Origin of the sequence: Hyphomicrobium sp. 2TAF46 (assembly GCF_052114865.1) — a bacterium.
Taxonomy (GTDB): Bacteria; Pseudomonadota; Alphaproteobacteria; order Rhizobiales; family Hyphomicrobiaceae; genus Hyphomicrobium_B.
This window is the reverse complement of sequence record NZ_JBFRFO010000006.1, coordinates 109,294-128,310: the sequence shown is the minus strand read 5'-3', so window position 1 is coordinate 128,310 and position 19,017 is coordinate 109,294. Positions and strand designations below refer to the sequence as shown.

Genomic DNA, 19,017 nt, shown 5'->3' with positions numbered 1-19,017 from the left:
CTTGTAAGGCCAAGCTTGTTGGGCGCATGCAGCGCTTGACCTGGTTCGCCACGGATAGAAATACAGACTCACTGCCGCAATTCGAAGGCCAGGCAATGTGCCAAGCCTATTCTCACGCTCGCGATGGCGACCACACAGCCACTTTAAATTTGAACTTACTACAGTCCGACATTCCACATCGGGCCAGAGCGTTCTTCATCCTTGATGCTATCCGAGCCAAAGGAGAGGCGAACCCCTCCGAAGACGGTTCCCGTTCCACCTAAGCCAAAGGAATAGTCCGAGATGGACGCATCAGCGTCATCGAAGCGGTAGCCTGCAAAGAACGTGACGGGCTTCGCCCATGGTCTGTAATTGCCAGTAACGATCACGGACCTAACGTCAGCCTCGGCCGACTCATAGCTCAGGTGATTGAAGTCGCCCTCAACATCGAAGCGCACGTTGTCGGTGAAGTAATGACGGAACCCAACGACGCCCATCAGGTGGTCGGGACTGTAATCGGACCACTCCACCTTCCCGTAGCCTACCCGCGCATAGAACGTATTGTTGGGTAGGAAATAGGCACCTTCTAGCCCACCGAGGTAATCTCTAACGTTCTTGTCGCCGAGATAACCCAGCGCCCCCGCGTGCAAGTTTGCATCTTGAAAGAACGCACCCAATGCAAAATCCCGGTCGCGGTAATAGCCGTGGACGGCCCATGAAAGCACCTGAGCGTCCAAGGCTCCGGAGCTTTTCCATGAATTACCGAGGTCGGCTTGCAAGTTGACGTAGCGTTCGGGATTAAAATTGATTGACCCCTTCACCGTCCAATCATCTCCGGTCGCCCCATACGGAGCATCCACCAGTCCGGCGTAGCTCCCCTGGACATAGCCAGCCGTGTGAGGCGGATTGTGCAGATAGACATCTTCATAAACCCCACCTGCTAGCGGTGGGACAAGATCGGCGGCAACGACGGGGAGGGACAGAGAAACGGTGGTGAAAATGAAGATAAAAGACGATGAGACTTTGGTCACAGGTATGTTCCCCAGCGGGGGACCACGTGGCCACCCCGGTATAAATTTGTCGGCGGGTGGAACGCGATACAGGTGAAAATTACACCCGATGTCTATCGAGACCTAATGCTTAAAAAGTATATAAATCATTACCGATGATGGAGCCGCGCCAACAAGGCTAGCCAGCCTGCGCCCGATACGTTCCGCATGAGCGACGCTCAAAAGCATGGCCACACGCCATGCCGCACAGCGAAATGGTTAAGATTATTCCCCGCGCTGCGGAGATTTTGAATTACGATATCCGTGAGGTCTTCTGCCTCATTCTGGCCGCGGCCCCTTCGGCACGGGCGTCGATGAACCCATACCGTAGCTGTCGGGCACATACTTTTGGCAACACTCCATGATTAGGATCGACTGATAGTACGGCTCGCGGCCGGGATCGGAAACCGGGTATTTGACGCTAACGGCGTAGTAGCGCTTTCCGAACAGTGCGTTCAGGAATGGGGTCTGGAGAAACGTATCAGATCGGTCCACCGAACAGCATTGGGGGTAGTCCCGCATGTAGGCGGCCACGTCAGTGATCGCGGCCGAACGGCGCTTCACCACGTACTGTAGACCGGCTTCGATCAGCTCCCTGTCCGAATTCCACCGGAGGGCATCGAAACAGAAGCCGCTAAGCTTCAACAGAAATAGGGCCGGAACGACGGCTATCAGAGCCGTTAGGACGAGGTATTTCACAACTGCTACCTTTTATACAGTTGGGCGGCGCAGCTGGCCTCTAGCGCCGCTTTCGTCAGCGTAGTGAGTGAGACTCAACGGCTCGCAAAGGCGGGCATCGCTACCCGCCAAGCTCGCAGCGTACTGGTTGATTGAAGACGAAATCAGGCTACGGCAGGGAGATCATCCCACGCCTTAGTACGCGCCTCGCGGCCTTCTTCCATTAGCGTTGCCAAGTCGCCTTTCTCTAGCAGTTCGAGTGTGTGCTTGAGGATCGACTTGGTTTGCGTAAGGGCTTCCGCTTCTATCTCGGAAATCGTTGTGGTTGGTGTTTTAGATAGAGAACAACACACCTCTGTGGAAACAACGTGTTGCCTGTCAGTGTCATAGAATTTGACGGTGACGTAACCCCACATACGACTAGGGTCGTTTGTCCGTCGGCCGATTTTATCAAACTCTAGGTCGTGAAATTCGAGCTTCATGGGGGGAGCCTCTTTTTTCATCCAGTCCCCATTTTGTTCCTGAGTCGTTCGATTTCGGCAACCATTTCTGGCGCGCGTGCTCGATCCTGCTCTGCTGTTTACCTTGAACAACGAAACCTATGTCGTCACCCTTGTGAAAGTGCGTGCAAATTGCAACCTACTTCAACATCTGTTGGTGGAGTAGGGCGTATGAACGAACTAAAATTGAAGAAGCTAGCAGACAGCATTCGCAACAATCTGGTTCGCGTTGGGGAAGAAGAGCGCCGTTTGCGTCTCTTTCGTTTGCAGGTCGGGCGGGACTTGATTGAAGCGAGAAAAGCCCTTCCGCATGGCAAGTTTCTGCCGTGGGTCAAAGCTGAGTTCAGCATGTCTCAGCGCAGCGCTTATAACTATATGGAGCTGGCCGAAAGCATCGATAAAATTCAGGCACAGCCACCGCTCAAAGTTGCAACGCTTGCTAATTTGCCAGATAAAACGGTCCTAGCGCTTGCAAAGGCACCGGAGAAAGTCCGCAAGAGGTTGGCGGCAAAAGTCGCTGATGGGGAGAAGATCACCGCGCCAGTGGTACTGAAACTTCTCAAACCCAAGAAAGACCCGCTTCACGATCTGCGAACCTCAGCGTGCGAGTGCGTGGAGTTTCTTTTCAACGCCCTTGGGGACAAAAAATACACGTTCTTCGAGAGCTATGACGAAACGCTGCCTATGCTCTTTCATGCGGTGCTTATGGATGCTCGAAGGCAATTGCAGGAATTTGAAGAGGCTGCGTGATGAGCCACGGGAAACATACGGTTGGCGGCGCAAAACGTGTCGCCATTTATGCACGTTTCAGCAGTGATCGACAAAATGAACGATCTACGGAAGATCAGTTTGCTGTATGCCGTGACCGCGCAGCGCAACACGGCTTTGAAGTCGTCAGGTTGTACGAAGACAAAGCCAAAAGCGGGGCATCGTTCTTCGGCCGCGACGGCATTAACGATCTGCTGGCCGATGCCAAGCATGGCGCGTTCGAAGTTGTATTGGCTGAAAGCCTAGACAGACTTTCACGTGACCAGGAAGACATCGCACACATTCACAAGCGTCTGCGCCACGCGGGCATCGCCTTGATCACGCTTTCCGAAGGTGAAGTGAACGAACTGCACATCGGCCTGAAAGGCACGATGGGCGCTATTTATCTGAAAGACCTTGCTGACAAGACGCGGCGCGGATTGAGCGGCGTCGTTCGAGACGGGCGGCACGCTGGAGGTAAAGCGTTCGGATATCGAGCGGTGCCCGGCAAGCCTGGCGAACTTGAGATCGTAGAACATGAAGCGGAGATCGTTCGCGAGATTTTCGCCCAATACGTTTCAGGGAAGACCCCGCGCGATATTGCGAAAGCGCTGAATGCCCGAAATGTACTGCCGCCGCGCGGTAAATTCTGGACAGCTTCCACGATCAGCGGCTCTCGCGCACGCCGCAATGGCATAATCCTGAACGACCTTTATCGAGGCGCTATTGTCTGGAACCGACAATCATTCGCCAAAGACCCTGATACCGGCAAGCGCGTGTCCCGAGCAAACCCACAATCAGACTGGCAGACTTGTGAGGCACCGCATTTGCGGATAGTCCCAGATGATCTGTGGAATGCCGCACAAGCCAACAAGGCTGCACGCGGTGGGCCGCATCCCTACACGAAGCGCAAAACCAGATACCTTCTGTCCGGCCTTATTAAATGCGGCTGTTGCGGTGCTGGCATGACAGTGCACGACACCCGAAATGGCCGTGTCCGCCTTCGCTGCGCTCGCATGTACGAAGCCGGTGCCTGCGATAATCGGCGCGCCTATGACATGCGCGTGATTGAGAAGTTAGTGATTGACGCCCTAAGGTTCGAGTTTTCGAAGCCAGAGGCAATGGCCGACTTCATCAAAGGGTACAACGCAAACTTGAAGCGGCGGACCGCCGACAGCTCATCACGCCGAGCCATGATAGAACGCCAACTTGCAGAAGCAAAAGCGTCCATAGCTCGCTGGCTGAAGCTCTACGCTGACGGCCATGCGACCGACGCTGACATGACAGAGCATATCCCGGCCATGAGGGAGGAAGTCGCGAAGTTGGAAGCGAAGTTGGCGACCATCGAGCAGCCTCCGACGTTCATAGACCTAAATCCACCTGCGATCGCCGCTTACCAAGCGATGTTAGAGCACTTACCGAGCATAATTGTTTCGGGCGACGCAGACAGCGGGCCAGCCAAGCCGCTGCGAAAGTTGATCAACACCATCGTCGTTAAACCTCCCGACGAGAAGCACACTATGAGGCTGGAGCTACGAGGTAAAATCTTCGAACTCATCACCGCAGCAAAGCTACCCGGAGTGACGATCACGCAAAGTTCTGGAATGGGGGATAATGTTGGTTGCGGGGGCTGGATTTGAACCAACGACCTTCAGGTTATGAGTCGCTTAGAACGTGTACGAATTGAGAACATTTGAGACGCACAGAGACGATTGCATCAGCGCGATAAGTATTGTAATATCATCATGTTACAAGCTTGCCTCATCGCATGCTGTATCGCACCATTTCAGCCGAGCTTCGTCGTGCGCTTACCCGTGGCTTACCCGACACGACTTTCAGGTTCAGCTATTGAAACCTGATGATCTGACCACGGTTCAACAGGTTGTTGTGACCCCCTATCTTACCCGGAACTTACCCGATGCCGCTAGAACTTCTGACCGACCGCCGCGTTGAAACCGCCAAGCCTAGCGCTGGTCAGGATAGATTTGAACTGCGCGACACCAAGGTCCGTGGCCTTGAGCTGCGTATCGGCAAGAGGGAGGGATCAAAAACCTGGGCGCTTCTCTACACGCGCCAAACGGATGGCCGCGTCCGCCGCGTCACCATTGGTCCCTATCCCGAAATAGGACTTGCCGAGGCGCGGCGGCGTGCCCTTGGCTTCAAAGTCAACATTGAATCGGGTGCTGATCCCGCAACGGGCATTCAAGAGAGCAACGCGGCGCCGACATTCAAGGAATTGAGTGACGAGTGGATCAGAATACATGGACCAAGCAAGGGCGCGAAGTCCTTGTCCGACAACGTCTCGATGCTGAGACGGCACATCCTGCCCGTGATCGGCGCTAAGATGGCCCACGACGTCACCAAGCGTGATGTCTTGCGGTTGCTCGATCTCGTCGCGCTCAAGGCCGACGCTAGGCTCGGCAAGAAGTCGCTCGCGGCGCGTAAGACCAGGGATGTGCCGGTCCTCGACACGGCGCGTCAGCTGTCGCACCGTCCGGCTAGGGTCTACGAAGTCATCCGCGCGATTTATCGTTGGGCCATCAGCCGCGATATCCTAGCCATCGACCCGACCTTCGGGATGAAGCCACCCCTGAAGAAGGAGCGCCCGCGCGAACGGGCCTTGACGTCAGAAGAAATCAAGCAGTTTTGGACGAGGCTTGGCGACACGCCACTCACCGAAGGGGTTAAGCTCGCCTTGAGACTAGCCCTCGTCACCGCGCAGCGGATCGGCGAGGTATCGAACATCGTCAAGACCGAGCTTGCGCTCCACGGGCCGACACCAATCTGGTCTCTGCCCGCTGAGCGCAGCAAGAACCGAGAGGGACATCGGATTCCGTTGTCGCCTCTTGCGGTCAGACTCATCAAAGAGGCTCAGGCCCTCTCAGGCGAGAGTAAATTCCTGTTTCCGTCACCGAAGGACGACGCATCGATTGGCTCGGGTGCCGCGACAAAAGGCATGCAGCGCGCCCGGCCGACGTTCGACCTCGCGGACTTTCGGGTGCATGACTTGCGCCGCACGGCGGCGACGGGCATGGCCGAGCTGGGCTTCAATCCCTACACCATCTCGCTCGTGCTCAATCATATCTCGGCGCGCACCGGCACCATCACCAGCGCGGTGTACGTCAAATACAGCTACGACAAGGAAAAGCGCGAAGCGCTCGAGTCTTGGGGGCGGCGGCTGGAGGAGCTAGTGGGGGCAGTCATCGGCCTTGAAACCGTTATACCCGCAGCAGCTCCCTAAACGAACGGAAAGTGGAAGTGCCGCCTACCCACCCTTCGGGTCAAGATGAGATATGTGGGTATAAAGCGATTGATTGATCTCCGAAGGTAGCTACAGACAATAGCGGAAAATAACAATCCGCCTCTGACGGTGACGAGGGATCGGCGTGCCAAGCCAACATACGGTTCAACGTTTAAGCAGACGCAAGCTTGTCGTCGGCCAAGGCGCGTGCATGGCAACTTTCTATGCGCGCTGATGCTTTGGGGGCGGCTTCATGTCTTACGTTATCTGTAGAATCCTGTGCGAGCCTGCCTCATCCGAAGCTACGTCGCGGTGATCAACTGCCCGGCCTCCTGGTGATAAACCCCGGATAATTTCCACCCCTTTACCAATCCATAGATCGCAGGAATGACGATCAGCGTCAGTAGCGTCGATGACACCATACCGCCAATCATCGGCACCGCTATGCGCTGCATGACCTCGGACCCAGTGCCCGTGCTCCACAGGATCGGCAGCAAGCCTGCCATGATGGCGACGACGGTCATCATCTTCGGACGCACGCGTTCGACGGCGCCCACCATGATGGCATCCTGCAAATCGGCGCGTGTATAGGGGCGGCCTTCGGCGGCGCACCTTGATTTCACCTCCTCGACGGCATGGTCGAGATAGATCAGCATGACGACGCCGGTTTCGGCGGCAACACCTGCGAGCGCGATGAACCCTACCGCCACCGCGACGGACAGGTTGAAGCCCAGCCACCACATCAGCCAGAACCCGCCAACAAGCGCAAACGGCAGCGACAGCATGACAATGAGAGTTTCGGTGAGGCGGCGGAAGTTGAGGTAAAGCAGCAGGAAAATGATCATCAACGTCACAGGCACGACCAGTTTAAGCCGGGCTTCCGCGCGTTCGAGATATTCAAACTGCCCGCTCCACACCAGGTATGTACCGGCGGGGAGCTTGACCTGATCCATCACCGCCTTTTTGGCGTCGGCAACGTAGCCGCCCAAGTCACGATCGCGAATATCGACGAAGATATAGGTCGCAAGCTTGGCATTTTCCGTGCGGATGCTGGTTGGGCCTTGCGTCAGTTTGATATCGGCCACTTCGCCCAAGGGCACCGTGCCACCATTTGGCAGCGAGACCACGACATCTTTGGCGATGGCTTGCGGATCGGACCTGAGATCGCGCGGATAGCGGATGGCGACGGTGTAACGCTCGCGGCCTTCAACAGTGGTGGTAATGGGTTCAGCGCCTAGCGCCATCGCCACCACATCCTGCACGTCTGAGACCATCAAGCCGTAGCGGGCCATGCGGTCGCGATTTGGGATAATTTCCAGATAGTAGCCGCCCGTCACGCGCTCTGCGTAGGCGCTGGACGTGCCTGAGACGCCTTTGAGAACAGTCTCTACGTCGCGTGCGACCTTCTCCATTGCGGCCAGATCTTTGCCGATCACCTTGACGCCGACGGGTGTCCGGATGCCGGTCGCCAGCATGTCGATGCGTGCCTTGATCGGCATGGTCCAGGCATTGGAGACGCCAGGAAACTGCAGCGCCTTGTCCATTTCTTGAATGAGCCCATCGACCGTGAGCCCGGGCCGCCATTCTTCCTTGGGTTTCAGATTGACGATGGTCTCAAACATTTCGATCGGGGCCGGATCGGTCGCCGTCTGCGCGCGGCCTGCCTTGCCATAGACGGAGGCGACCTCGGGGAACGTGCGTATAATGCGGTCCTGCGTTTGCAGCAGCTCGGCGGATTTTGTCACCGAAAGGCCCGGCAACGTCGTCGGCATGTAGAGCAGCGTGCCCTCGTTGAGGTTGGGCATGAACTCGCTGCCGACCTGCGTCACCGGCCAAACCGAAATCGCAAGTATCAACGCTGCCAATACAATCGTCAGCGTCTTGGCCTTGAGGACGAGCCGAATAACCGGCCGGTAGATGGCGATGAGGGCGCAATTGAGCGGGTTCTTCGCCTCGGGGATGATTTTACCGCGCACGAACAGGATCATCAGCGCCGGCACCAGGGTCACGGACAGAATAGCCGCTGCCGCCATGGCAAATGTCTTTGTAAACGCGAGCGGCCCGAACAGGCGCCCTTCTTGCGATTCCAGAGTGAAAATCGGCAGGAACGATACCGTTATAATAAGCAGCGAAAAGAATAGCGCTGGACCAACTTCCGCCGCCGCTTCGATGAGAATTTCGACGCGCGGCTTGTCAGGCGGCGCACGTTCCAAATGCTTGTGCGCATTTTCAATCATGACAATGGCGGCGTCGATCATGGCGCCGATGGCAATGGCAATGCCACCGAGGCTCATGATGTTAGAGCCAATGCCGAGCAGCCGCATCGCCAGAAACGACATCAGCACGCCCACCGGCAGCATGAGAATGGCAACAAGCGCGCTGCGCACATGCAGCAGGAACACAATACAGACCAACGCCACAACGACGCTCTCCTCGAAGAGTGTCGATTTGAGTGTCGCGATGGCACGGTGGATCAGCTCCGAGCGATCGTAGACCGGCACAATTTCCGTGCCCTCAGGCAGCGACGGCGCGATTTCCTTCAGCCGGTTCTTGACGTTGTCGATCACGGTCAGCGCGTTAGCGCCGGAGCGCTGCAAAGCGATGCCGCTCGCGACTTCGCCTTCGCCGTTCAACTCCGTGATGCCGCGGCGCTCGTCGCCCGCAAGCTCAACGCGGGCGACATCCTTGAGCAGCACAGGCGTGCCACCGTCTGCCTTGACCACGATACGTTCGATATCATCGATGCCTTTGAGGTAGCCGCGTCCACGAACCATAAATTCATGCTCGCTGAGTTCCAGCGTGCGGCCACCTACATCCATGTTGTTGCCGCGGATGACATCACGGATTTTGGCGAGCGGAATACCGAGAGAGCGCAACCGGCCGGGATCGACCACGACGTTGTATTGCTTGACGAAGCCGCCGACACTAGCGACTTCAGCGACGCCCTCGGCCTTGGAGAGCCCGAAGCGAACCTCCCAGTCCTGCAACGAGCGCAGCGCTGCAAGCGATTTATCCTTGCTGAGAAGGGCGTATTGGTAGACCCAGCCGACGCCACTGGCATCGGGCCCAAGCGTTGGCGTGACGCCAGCCGGAATGCGCTTTGCCGCAGCATTCAGATATTCAAGGACGCGCGAGCGTGCCCAATAGATGTCCGTGCCATCCTCAAAGATGACGTAGACGAAGGAGACGCCGAAGAACGAAAAGCCGCGCACGACTTTGGATCGCGGGACCGTCAGCATTGACGTGGTCAACGGATACGTGACCTGGTCTTCGACCACCTGCGGCGCCTGACCTGGGTATTCGGTGTAGACAATAACCTGCGTATCGGAAAGGTCAGGGATGGCGTCGAGCGGCAGCGTGCGCACGGCCCAAATTCCCGCCACCACCGCGAAGGCGGTGGCGATGAAGACCAACATAAGATTCCTGGCCGACCAGGCAATGAGGCGGGCAATCATGGCTTTGCCTCCGGCACAGAAGGCGCCGAAAATGTCTTCAGCGCCGATTGCAAATTGCTTTCCGCATCGATGAGGAAATTGCCATTGACGACGACCTTTTCGCCTTCGGCGACACCATCGAGAATCTCCGTGAAGCCGTCTCCTTTGCGGCCGAGTTTGACGTCTCGAGGCTCAAAGCGGCCGTCGCCGAGGTCCAGTATTACGACTTGACGATTGCCACTATCGATAACAGCGCTGGCCGGAACTGCCACGGCCATCGCCGCCGCGCCAGTGGCAATCTCAACGTCGCCGTACATGTCGGGCAATAGCGCGAGATCGGAATTGGGTAATTCAATGCGAACGCGCGCGGTGCGTGTTTCCTTCGTCAAGTGTGGATAGACCACCGCCACCTTGCCAATGAACTGTTTTCCGGGATGGGCACGTGTTTTTATTATTGCTGTCTGACCGGCCGAAACCGCATCGATGTCTCCCTCGGCGATATCCGCCATCATCCAGACCTGCGAATGATCGGCAAGGCGGAACAGAACATCTCCAGCCTTGAACGCCTGGCCCTCGACAACGTTGCGCTCAAGGATAACGCCATCGCCGGCACCGCGAAAAGTGAGCGTATCGGGCACGCGCCGTTCCCGAATGACTGTTTCGATATACTCTACCGGCACACCAAGATTGACCAAGCGCCGCCGCGCGCCAATGACGCCGCCGGGGGCAAATTTGCCGTTTGAGAGCGCCGTTGCCTCATCTCCCCTCCCACCGGCATTCTGTTCGATGATTAGGCGAACGCCTTGGTTTTGAACTTCCTGCCCGAATACCGTGACAAGGGGATCTCCTTTTTTGACGTGCGTGCCCGTGGTCGCGGGGCCAACGCTTTCAACGTATCCGTCGAAGCGTGGCGCTATAACCGATATCCGCCGCTCATCGAGCTGGATGACGCCCGGTGCTTTTATGGTGCGTGTCATCGATTGCTTGACTGCGGCAACCGTCTCGACGCCGGAACGTTGCACTTTTCCGGGGGAAACACTGATCGAGTTGCCGTCATGCTCCTCGCCCTCATAGACTGGGATGTAGTCCATCCCCATCGAGTCTTTCTTGGGCGAAGGCGAGATGTCCGGCAGCCCCATCGGATTGCGGTAGAACTTGACCTTGCGTGTGTCAGGCGCAGGCTTGGGCAATGCCATGCTGTCGTTGACGGATTTCTCATCCGCTCGCGCGTTCATATCCGGATGCCCAAGATGGGTCACCCACAACAACAGCATTGCGGCAGCGGTCAATAGCACGGCACCAAGGGCAGCCGAACGCAAAGTTATGCGTTGCATCGTCAAATCTCCAGTTGTCATGAACCGCGCGCGGCCGTGAGGGCCAACGCGAATGGCACGCCGCAGCAATTTGCCGGGAGCGCGCTCACGCCCGACGGGCGGGGCTTAGACGATCGGAGGTCGGAGAAGAGGCGGGATGAGAGAGCTTGCGGTGACCAGTGACGGCGGCGGCAAGACCCGCGCACTCACGGTCTTACGGTCCAATCGTACTTCCGTTGGAAGCGCAGACAAATTCTGGAAACATTTGACGAGGCAGGCCGCCATATTGGGGCAGGACTTCTGAGGGCATTCCGGGCATGGTTTCAGCGGCTTGTGGCAGGGCGTGTCGCCCATACTCATTGAACCTGCTGAGGTTGCGTTGGTAGCGGCAAAGGCCGATGTCACCGGAAACACGAAAACTGCCCCGAGCATGGCGAGCACGCCGAGGACAAGAAACCAACGCTGAACGAGCCGAATTTTCAAGTGTCTAAGGTGCCAGAACTGTTTGGACTGCGTGATCATAGCCAACTTTAGCTTACCGGCCAGTAAATTTGGCGTAAGCCGCGAATAACGGGTCAAGACGACTTCAGTTATCATGTGATAGCTGAGGCAAAAGCTCGCCAGAATAAAACACGAATTACCATAGCGCATATTGATCCAGATCAGCGCGCTGGCTGGCTCAATACGTTGATCAATTCTGCAATCTTGCGCCTCTGATCGGCAGACAACGAGAATAGGATAGATCCTGCCGTCGCGGCATTACACGATAAAGGCCATTGGCCAGCGAATTGAATGTCCTTCCTTCTCATGCTCCGTTTCGCACGCAGTAGATCAATGGCTCACGATTGACCAATCGCAGGCTCAAGAGTGCCGAGCAGGCTGACGACCGTGATGATCAAGACACCGAGGGCTTGTTCGCCAACCACGTGGCGGCGGAGTCTTTGTGCTGCTGTGTTGTCAGGGCTTGGGTCTCTCGTCAAAGCGGGCATGAGCCAGAAGCGGTTGGCGGCGGCGAGCATCAGCATGCCCGAAAAGAGGCCGAGCTTGACAAGCAGCAATTGGCTGTAAGGCGTCGCCAACAAATTTGAGACGGAACCAACCAGATACCAGCTGTTGATCAAGCCGGAGCCGACAAGCGCAGCCACCGCGACGTAACCCATCCCTGAGAAGCGGTGGAGAACTGCCATGGCAACTGGTGAGCGGTCGGCGAGCACGTAGGCAAGCGCAAACAAGCCGCCAAACCAAGCGCCCGCTGCGAGCAAATGGACACTGTCGGCCGCGATATGAAGTCCTCTCAACATGCCTTCGCTGTGCATTGTGTGGCCGGTTCCAGCCAACGTTGCCAGCAGCGCTCCAGACAAAACCAGGTTGAGCCCAGAGGGCAGATGTTGCTTCGATGAAATGAACAAAAAGGCTGTTAGCCCGACAATTCCAATACCGAGCATCAGTCGCGCTGCCCATACTTGGCCAAACAGCGTATCGGATAGTACAGATTTCAGGGCCTCGGGATCAACGGCACCGCTGAGAGAGCCGGTCATATTTGCAGCTACGAAGGCCAACCACAGCGCGGCGCTGACAATTGCCGCGAGTGCCAGTCCGAATTGGACTGGCCGAAGCCAGCTGGATAGCGAAACCAGCTTAGGATTGGTTCGGCCCGGATAAGCATAAGTCGGGAAAAGCGACACTCCGAAGAGTGCCATCGCCGCCGCATAATGCAGGAAGCGAGCGCCGATGAGCCCGGCCTCGATCATCAGTGTTTGACCGTAAAGGAGTACGTGCCTTCGAGCTTATGGGTGTCTTCGGATACCGCGTGCCATTTGATACTATACACACCATCTGCCAAAGCTGCAGGTAGTGGAACGATCAGTTGCTTGTTGTCGATGGGGTCGGCCACGGCCGTGCCCGTTTCAATCTTCTCACCCTTTTCGGTCTTCAACTCGATGCCAGAGAATTTTGCAATCAGGCCCTCGTTGAAAATCAACCGCAAGTCTTTCGGCGACTCTGCAACGACAGCGCTAGCCGCAGGATTGGTCGATGTAAGCTTCGCATGAGCCTGAGCGGCTGTTGTAATGACGGCGCACGATATCAGCACCGTCGTGACCACGAGTGTTCTACGAATCATCGTTGACCTCATTCCCATCGCATTATCCGGGCACGGCGTTGACCAATTGATCTGTAATGCCGGTCCAAGACGGCAACATGGCAGAAGTTCGGCAACAGTTCACCGGCAAAAGCTGCCTTGTTACGTCTTGTTACGAATTAGAATGTGGATGCCAGCGAACCGGCACTTAAGCTACTGACTTGAAAAAATATTTGATTCGAGGCGCGCCGTGGAGACCGAGCCGCACATTCTGATCGTCGACGATGACCGTGATATCCGCGATCTACTGTCGCGTTTTCTTCGCAAGAATGGCTTGCGCGTCGATGTTGCCGCCAATGGCCGCGATATGCAGCGTCAATTGGCAGAGTCACGAGTCGATCTGATTGTGCTCGATCGGGTGATGCCCGGCGAAGACGGTTTGAAACTGTGCCGCGAACTTCGTGCCAGCAACCGGGTGCCGGTGATCATGCTGACCCTGCTCGGTTCGGACACAGACCGGATTGCTGGCCTGGAAACCGGCGCCGACGACTACATCTCGAAACCGTTCAATCCTCAAGAACTCCTGGCACGCATCCGCGCTGTTCTGCGGCGTTCCAACGATTTGCCGTTGCAAAGTAGCCTGCAACAAGCGGGCGTCTTGCAATTTGGCGGCTGGAGGCTGGATCGCACCCGCCGCCGTCTCGTTTCTCCAAACGGTGTCGCAGTTGTTCTAACCGATGGTGAATTCGATCTGCTGGTCGCGTTTGCAGAGCACGCCCAGGTCGTCCTGTCGCGGGAGCAACTTCTTGACCTTGCGCGCGGCCGCTCAGCCGTTGCATTCGACCGGAGTATCGACATGCAGATCACGCGATTAAGGCGCAAAATCGAAATCGATGCCGACGAACCTGAACTGATCAAAACGATCCGCAACAAGGGATATGTGTTTACGCCCGACGTCACCGGAGGGGCGGCATGACGCGAGTTCTCGATACCGTCAAAGGCAGGATAATTGTCATCCTCCTCGTTTTCCTTTCCCTGTCTCATGTCGCAGGCTTGTGGCTTTATGCTGAGAGGAGTGAAGCAGCGACAACACTTTTGCACGACGCGCTTTTGGCCGAACGGATTGCGCTGATTTCAAAGCTGGTCGAGCGGACGCCTGCCGCAGAACGGCCTGCTCTGCTGACGGTCGTTAGCGGGCCGTTTGTGCGGTTCTCACAGCCGGGCGCGCCTGCATTGGGCGAAACACTGCCGGAAGGGACAAGGCCGCATTTATTTGAGCATCTGCTGAGTGTGTTTCTCGACCGGCCTATCCACGAAGACATGAGGATGGCCTATGCGGCAAGAGACGACAGCCACGGACTTAAGGGATTGCTCGCCGCCGTCAACGGACCTGAGCAGGCCGAAATCAACCATATCCCAGTAAAGCCCTTGGCTGAAATCAATCCTGTTGGCGCGGTCACGACTGAAATCAAACTCGGCGACGGTTCCTGGCTCGAGGCAACATCGCCTTTACTCAGCGTCAAGCCATTTTCACTTTGGAAGGCCGGCGTTCCGTTGGCGGCAATGCTTGCCTCGGTTCTGGCCGTTGCAGCCTGGGTTCTCAATCGATGGACGCAGCCTCTGACAATTTTTGCGTCCGCTGCTGAACGGCTCGGCACCGACATTCATGCCCCACCGCTCGACGAAAAAGGGCCACTTGAGGTTCGAACTGCGGCACGCACTTTCAATGTCATGCAGGATCGCATACGCAGCCTCGTTCAAGACCGTACGGCATTCGCAGCAGCAATCGCACATGATCTTGGCACGCCGATCACACGGTTGCGCCTCAGGGCGGAAGAGATCCCGGACGCAGAGACACGCCAGCCGATTCTTGCCGACCTCAATCAAATGCAGCGGATGATCACTGCAACACTTGGATTTGCACGCCTCGACTTCTCTGCCGAAGCCAGCGAGGCCATCGATTTGATGTCCCTCGTTCAGCGCGTCTCGGACGATCTAATCGATTTGGGAGCCGACGTCTCGATCAGCGGGCCGCAGCATTTGACTGTCAACACGAAGCCCGTTGCTTTGAGCAGGGTTCTCTCAAATGTCGTCGAGAATGCTGTCAAATACGGCAAGCGCGCAAATATCACAGTGGCTGCACGCGGCAGTTCTCTTGAAATAGCAGTCGACGACGTTGGACCGGGTATCCCAGAGCCGATGCAGTCAGTAGCCTTTGATCCGTTCCGGCGCCTGGCATCGATGAATGATGAGACCGTAGAGGGGACTGGACTCGGCCTGACGGTCGCGCGGAGCTTGGTTCGCGGTCTGGGTGGTGAGATCAGCCTGCGCAATCGGGCGACAGGCGGCTTGCGTGTTACAATTAGCCTGCCGAATCAAACCTCGCTGACGAAAGGTCAATAGATGCCGCTGAGGCTGCTCATCGCTTTGATAGCTTTGTTCGCGCTGACGGCGTGGCGCGATAGAGCGCCCGAGTGGCCCGCTTCTGGACCGATGCCCGATGAACCTGGACACGCGCCACGCTTTAAATACGATCCGGTTGATAAGGGGACGCGCAGTTACCGGCCTGTTGATCCGATGCCCTGGGGCGACGTCAACCGGCGCGTGGCACCCGAGGGTGCGTTGCCGACCGCGAAGCCGGAAACTTCGCCGCCTGCCCAGCCGATGCAAAAGACGCCTGAAGCACCAAGCGCGGTCAAACCGCCTGCTGCAACGCCCGAGGCACCGGCAAAAGTAGACCCTGTTCCGAGCGAGCTGCCAACGGATCGGCAGCAACACGAAGGCCATTGAGGGGCTGCGCTCGGGGGAGCGCAGTTCCGACCGTTTGAACGACTGGGGGAACGAAATGAAACGAGCAACGGCTATTCGAGCCGGAAAAAACGGAGTGTTCCGCCCGATGTTCGCAGCGATGATGACAAGTCTCGCGCTCGGCGGTTGCGCACAATTTTCGGCCGACGGCGGCATGCTGGCCGTGCAAGATCAAACGGGAGGTGTGCTGAGCCAAGACGTCGTAAAAATCAGAAATGAGGACGACGCAGCCCAAGCACAGGCTCGCGTTAAAGCCCTTCTCGGCAAGACACTGACGGCTGACAGCGCCGTGCAGATTGCACTTTTGAATAATCGCGGACTGCAATCGGCCTACAACGAACTTGGGGTATCAGAAGCGCAGATGGTTGAGGCGAGCCTGCCGCCTTCGCCAACGATTTCCTTGGCGGCGCTGGCTGGAACCGGAATCGAACTTGAGCGGCAGATCGTGAGCAATGTATTGGCGCTTCTGACGTTGCGGGACCGCAGCGAGATCGCGCAAGACCGCTTCCGTGCGGCTCAATCGCGGGCCGTCGAGGCGACGCTTAAGACGTCCGCAGATGCGCGACGTGCCTATTACCGGGCAGTCGCTTCCGCGCAAATCGTCAGCTTCCTTGAAGAAGCGCGCGTTTCGGCGGAATCTGTTTCAGAGTTGGCCAAGAAACTGGGTGAAACAGGCGCACTTCCCAAAGTCGAACAGGCTCGCGAGCACGCGTTCTACGCTGAGGTCAGCGGGCAATTGGCTCTATCACGTCTCAAGCAGCGCTCTGAGCGAGAAAAGCTCAATCGCGCCCTTGGCCTTTGGGGCGATCAAACGAAATACCGGCTTCCTGCTTCGCTCATGAAACTACCCGCAACACCGAAACCAGGCACTGACATCGAAGCCCGCACTGTAACGTCCCGGGCCGACCTCGAAGCAGCGCGCATCGAGCTTGCGGCTTTGGCCAAGCAGTATGGGCTGACCCAAGCGACGCGCTACATTGATGTTCTTAACGTCAGCAGTCTCGGACGATATGAGCGAAAGTACATCACCGACGTGAGCTATTCGCTCAACGCTGGACCTCCGCCAACGCTCGTCAAAACGGAAGCACCGGCCAAAGAGATTACGCACCGCCACGGTATTGATGTGGAGTTTCAAATTCCCATTTATGATTTCGGTGAGGCAAGAATGCGGCTCGCAGAAGAGACGTATTTGCAGGCGGTCAATAGGCTCATCGAAAAGGCCGTCAATGCCCGCTCTGAAGCGCGCGAGGCCTATACAGCCTATCGCGGCTCGTACGATATCGCGAAGTATTACGATAAGGAAATCCTGCCGCTGCGCGAGTTTATATCGCAGCAAGAGCTGCTGGCGTACAATGGTATGTTGTCAGATCTGTTTTCGCTGCTTGCGGACGCTCGGGCTCGCATCGCGGCGAACGTGCAAGCGATAGAAGCCAAGCGAGACTTCTGGCTTGCATCTGTCGATTTGCAGACCGCCGTTTCCGGAGGCGGCAGCGACATGGCTGCTGCTCCTTCCGCGGCGATGACTGGAGCCGGAGGCGGGTAGGGCGCGGTGGCTGAGGCGGTGAATTGCCCCCGCTCCGTAACTGCCCGCAATGCTTGAACGTAGTGCTGTGTGATCCCGGCCATTGGGCCGCCAAGGAGCGCGTTATGACAATGTCACGTAGACAGCTGATGGCGACCACTGGCGGTCTAGCGCTGATGAATGTTGGCCTTGTCTCGGGGCGCGTCGCGGCTGCGAGTATTCCCGAAGCCCAAATTCAGAATTCTCCGCTGATGCAACCACCCTTGGTTCCAACGTCAGGGCCGGACTATCAACCCGTTGTGACGCTCAACGGCTGGACGGCGCCGTGGCGCCAGAACGGTGATTGGAAGGAATTTCATCTCGTCGCCGAACCCGTCGTGCGCGAAATTTCACCCGGCATGAAGGCGCATTTGTGGGGCTACAACGGCCAATCGCCTGGACCCACCATCGAAGCTGTCGAAGGCGACAAGGTTCGTATTTTCGTCACCAATAAGCTGCCTGAGCACACAAGCATCCATTGGCACGGCCAGCGGCTGCCCAACGGCATGGATGGCGTTTCTGGTTTAACGCAGCCAGCGATCCCCGTCGGCAAGACAATGGTCTACGAGTTCCAACTCCGCCGATCAGGTACGTTCATGTACCACCCGCATGCCGACGAAATGCTGCAAATGGCCATGGGCATGATGGGGACTTTCATCGTTCACCCAAAAGATCCAAAGTTCATGCGCGTCGATCGCGATTTCGTTTTTCTATTGAATGCCTACGACATCGAGCCCGGCAGTTACGTGCCGAAGGTCAACACGATGCTTGAGTTCAACTTGTGGACCTTCAACAGCCGGGCGTTCCCCGGCATCGATCATCTCGTCGTGCGCAAAGATGACAAGGTTCGCATCCGCTTCGGCAACCTGACGATGACAAACCATCCGATCCACCTTCACGGTCATGAGTTCGAAGTCTCCTGCACCGACGGCGGCTGGACAAAACCGGAGGCGCGTTGGCCTGAAGTCACAGTCGATTGTGCGGTTGGGCAAATGCGAGCCGTGGATTTCATCGCCAATGAGCCGGGCGACTGGGCGTTCCATTGCCACAAGTCACATCACACCATGAATGCTATGGGACACACTGTGAAGACCTATGTCGGCGTCGATCTCAACAGCGTGCGAAAGCAAATCTCCAGTGTGGTCAAAGGCGGATTCATGCCGATGGGCGCGGCCGGTGGCGCCGACATGACCGAAATGGAAATGCCGCTTCCTGAGAACACGCTCCCCATGATGACGGGCTACGGCCAATTTGGTGCCATCGGAATGGGCGGCATGTTCTCGGTCGTCAAGGTTCGCGAAGGCTTGGATAAGAACGACTATAAAGATCCAGGCTGGTACAAGCATCCTGCGAACACGGTTGCTTACGAATGGACCGGAGAACCCGGCAAGGCGGCTGAAGCACCAGTGATGAAAGACTCAATGCCTGAAGGACAGGGCGTAGAGGTCGACGTCGTCAAACCCAGCGGCCATTCGGGACATTAGAGCCTGAACGTAGGGCCGGTTACACGCCGTTACCAAATTAGCCCCTCGCGCCCGTTTTTTCTCCACCATTCGATGACATATCCAATGCGTTCAGGGAGGCAGTTTGCTTTGCCTGTTCGCCGATGCAGCAATCCGGTGCAGCG

15 protein-coding genes are annotated in these 19,017 nt (G+C 57.0%); 8 read left to right on the top strand and 7 right to left on the bottom strand.

From position 1 onward, the window contains the following. Positions 1 to 158 precede the first annotated feature (158 nt). The 3 genes from AB4Z24_RS13810 to AB4Z24_RS13800 form a co-directional block, all read right to left on the bottom strand. Entirely contained in the window at positions 159 to 1,010 is an 852-nt protein-coding gene (locus AB4Z24_RS13810) for a hypothetical protein (RefSeq protein WP_441709037.1), read from the bottom strand. 297 nt (positions 1,011 to 1,307) lie between these two features. Continuing rightward, entirely contained in the window at positions 1,308 to 1,727 is a 420-nt protein-coding gene (locus tag AB4Z24_RS13805; protein ID WP_441709035.1) for a hypothetical protein, read from the bottom strand. Positions 1,728 to 1,870: 143 nt separating this feature from the next. Then, positions 1,871 to 2,188 carry a hypothetical protein gene (locus tag AB4Z24_RS13800; protein ID WP_441709033.1) on the bottom strand — a complete coding sequence of 106 codons (318 nt, stop codon included), beginning with the start codon at positions 2,186 to 2,188 and terminating at the stop codon, positions 1,871 to 1,873. Positions 2,189 to 2,377: 189 nt separating this feature from the next. Between AB4Z24_RS13800 and AB4Z24_RS13795 the strand changes: the two genes are divergently transcribed. The 3 genes from AB4Z24_RS13795 to AB4Z24_RS13785 all read left to right on the top strand — a co-directional run bounded on the left by AB4Z24_RS13795 (position 2,378) and on the right by AB4Z24_RS13785 (position 6,194). Then, positions 2,378 to 2,956 (top strand): DUF3102 domain-containing protein, encoded by a 579-nt coding sequence (locus tag AB4Z24_RS13795; RefSeq protein ID WP_441709031.1) that lies wholly within the window; start codon positions 2,378 to 2,380, stop codon positions 2,954 to 2,956. Beyond that, positions 2,956 to 4,593, top strand: a complete 1,638-nt coding sequence (locus tag AB4Z24_RS13790; RefSeq protein ID WP_441709029.1) for a recombinase family protein — start codon at positions 2,956 to 2,958, stop codon at positions 4,591 to 4,593. The genes AB4Z24_RS13795 and AB4Z24_RS13790 overlap by 1 nt, the downstream gene beginning before the upstream one ends. A gap of 278 nt (positions 4,594 to 4,871) precedes the next feature. Continuing rightward, positions 4,872 to 6,194, top strand: coding sequence for a tyrosine-type recombinase/integrase (locus AB4Z24_RS13785; RefSeq protein ID WP_441709027.1), 1,323 nt, complete (start codon positions 4,872 to 4,874; stop codon positions 6,192 to 6,194). A gap of 302 nt (positions 6,195 to 6,496) precedes the next feature. Here the strand turns inward: AB4Z24_RS13785 and AB4Z24_RS13780 are convergent, their stop codons facing one another. From AB4Z24_RS13780 to copC, 4 genes are all read right to left on the bottom strand, one after another. Continuing rightward, positions 6,497 to 9,649 carry an efflux RND transporter permease subunit gene (locus AB4Z24_RS13780; protein ID WP_441709025.1) on the bottom strand — a complete coding sequence of 1,051 codons (3,153 nt, stop codon included), beginning with the start codon at positions 9,647 to 9,649 and terminating at the stop codon, positions 6,497 to 6,499. Next, positions 9,646 to 10,962, bottom strand: coding sequence for an efflux RND transporter periplasmic adaptor subunit (locus tag AB4Z24_RS13775; protein WP_441709024.1), 1,317 nt, complete (start codon positions 10,960 to 10,962; stop codon positions 9,646 to 9,648). The genes AB4Z24_RS13780 and AB4Z24_RS13775 overlap by 4 nt, the downstream gene beginning before the upstream one ends. Before the next feature lie 818 nt (positions 10,963 to 11,780). Next, entirely contained in the window at positions 11,781 to 12,692 is a 912-nt protein-coding gene (gene copD / locus AB4Z24_RS13770) for a copper homeostasis membrane protein CopD (RefSeq protein WP_441709022.1), read from the bottom strand. Further along, complete coding sequence (gene copC, locus AB4Z24_RS13765) at positions 12,692 to 13,063, bottom strand: copper homeostasis periplasmic binding protein CopC (RefSeq protein WP_441709020.1); 372 nt, start codon at positions 13,061 to 13,063, stop codon at positions 12,692 to 12,694. The genes copD and copC overlap by 1 nt, the downstream gene beginning before the upstream one ends. Before the next feature lie 208 nt (positions 13,064 to 13,271). Here copC and AB4Z24_RS13760 point away from each other — a divergent pair, with 208 nt between their 5' ends. The 5 genes from AB4Z24_RS13760 to AB4Z24_RS13740 all read left to right on the top strand — a co-directional run bounded on the left by AB4Z24_RS13760 (position 13,272) and on the right by AB4Z24_RS13740 (position 18,874). Further along, positions 13,272 to 13,997: a response regulator gene (locus AB4Z24_RS13760; protein WP_441709018.1), complete on the top strand. Its 726-nt coding sequence runs from the start codon at positions 13,272 to 13,274 to the stop codon at positions 13,995 to 13,997. Beyond that, positions 13,994 to 15,424, top strand: coding sequence for an ATP-binding protein (locus AB4Z24_RS13755; RefSeq protein WP_441709016.1), 1,431 nt, complete (start codon positions 13,994 to 13,996; stop codon positions 15,422 to 15,424). The genes AB4Z24_RS13760 and AB4Z24_RS13755 overlap by 4 nt, the downstream gene beginning before the upstream one ends. Continuing rightward, positions 15,425 to 15,811 carry a hypothetical protein gene (locus AB4Z24_RS13750; protein WP_441709014.1) on the top strand — a complete coding sequence of 129 codons (387 nt, stop codon included), beginning with the start codon at positions 15,425 to 15,427 and terminating at the stop codon, positions 15,809 to 15,811. 55 nt (positions 15,812 to 15,866) lie between these two features. Next, the gene (locus AB4Z24_RS13745) at positions 15,867 to 17,372 is read left to right on the top strand and encodes a TolC family protein (RefSeq protein ID WP_441709012.1); all 1,506 of its coding nucleotides are present in this window, start codon (positions 15,867 to 15,869) and stop codon (positions 17,370 to 17,372) included. A 104-nt stretch (positions 17,373 to 17,476) separates the two neighbouring features. Then, positions 17,477 to 18,874 carry a multicopper oxidase family protein gene (locus tag AB4Z24_RS13740; protein WP_441709010.1) on the top strand — a complete coding sequence of 466 codons (1,398 nt, stop codon included), beginning with the start codon at positions 17,477 to 17,479 and terminating at the stop codon, positions 18,872 to 18,874. Positions 18,875 to 19,017: the final 143 nt, after the last annotated feature.